Genomic DNA, 588 nt, shown 5'->3' on the forward strand with positions numbered 1-588 from the left:
CGTTCAGCACATTAAAAGCTTCCGTCACCGGCAAGGAAGCAACCATCTATACGGCCGGTCCGATGATTCCCGCCGTAACACATGTCTCCTGATCACGTGGTAATTGATCGAGCAGACAATGCAGACATGGCGTCTCCCCAGGACGGACGGTAAACGTGATTCCGTAACTGCCGACGCAACCTCCGTAAATCCACGGAATCGAACTCATCAACGCCATGTCGTTCATCAGCAAACGAATATCGAAATTGTCCGTCGCGTCGATGATCAGATCGATATCATCGAGAAGCCACTTCAGCGCTGCCCGGTCGACGTCTACTACATGCGCTTCGATCGTCACCGTCGAATTGATCTCTTCAAGCCGTGCTTTTGCGGCAATCGCTTTTGGTACGATATGACGCGCATCGTCTTCGGTATAAATCTTTTGTCGTTGTAGATTACTCCACTCGACATAAACACGGGCGACGATTCCGACGACGCCGACACCGGCGCGGACGAATTGCTCTGACGACGCCGTTCCGTGCGCTCCCATACCGCTGAGCCTGATGCTAGCCTGTCGCCAGCGGCCTTCTTCCGCTTCCTCCATCGTTC

1 protein-coding gene is annotated in these 588 nt (G+C 53.9%); it reads right to left on the minus strand.

Going from position 1 to position 588, the window contains the following annotated elements:
- Window positions 1–46: 46 nt before the first annotated feature.
- The coding region (locus ACZGCQ_RS16825) for a ThiF family adenylyltransferase (protein ID WP_481266880.1) at window positions 47–588 on the minus strand (542 nt) is incomplete at its 5' end.

This window comes from Exiguobacterium sp. HSB13, from assembly GCF_056764755.1.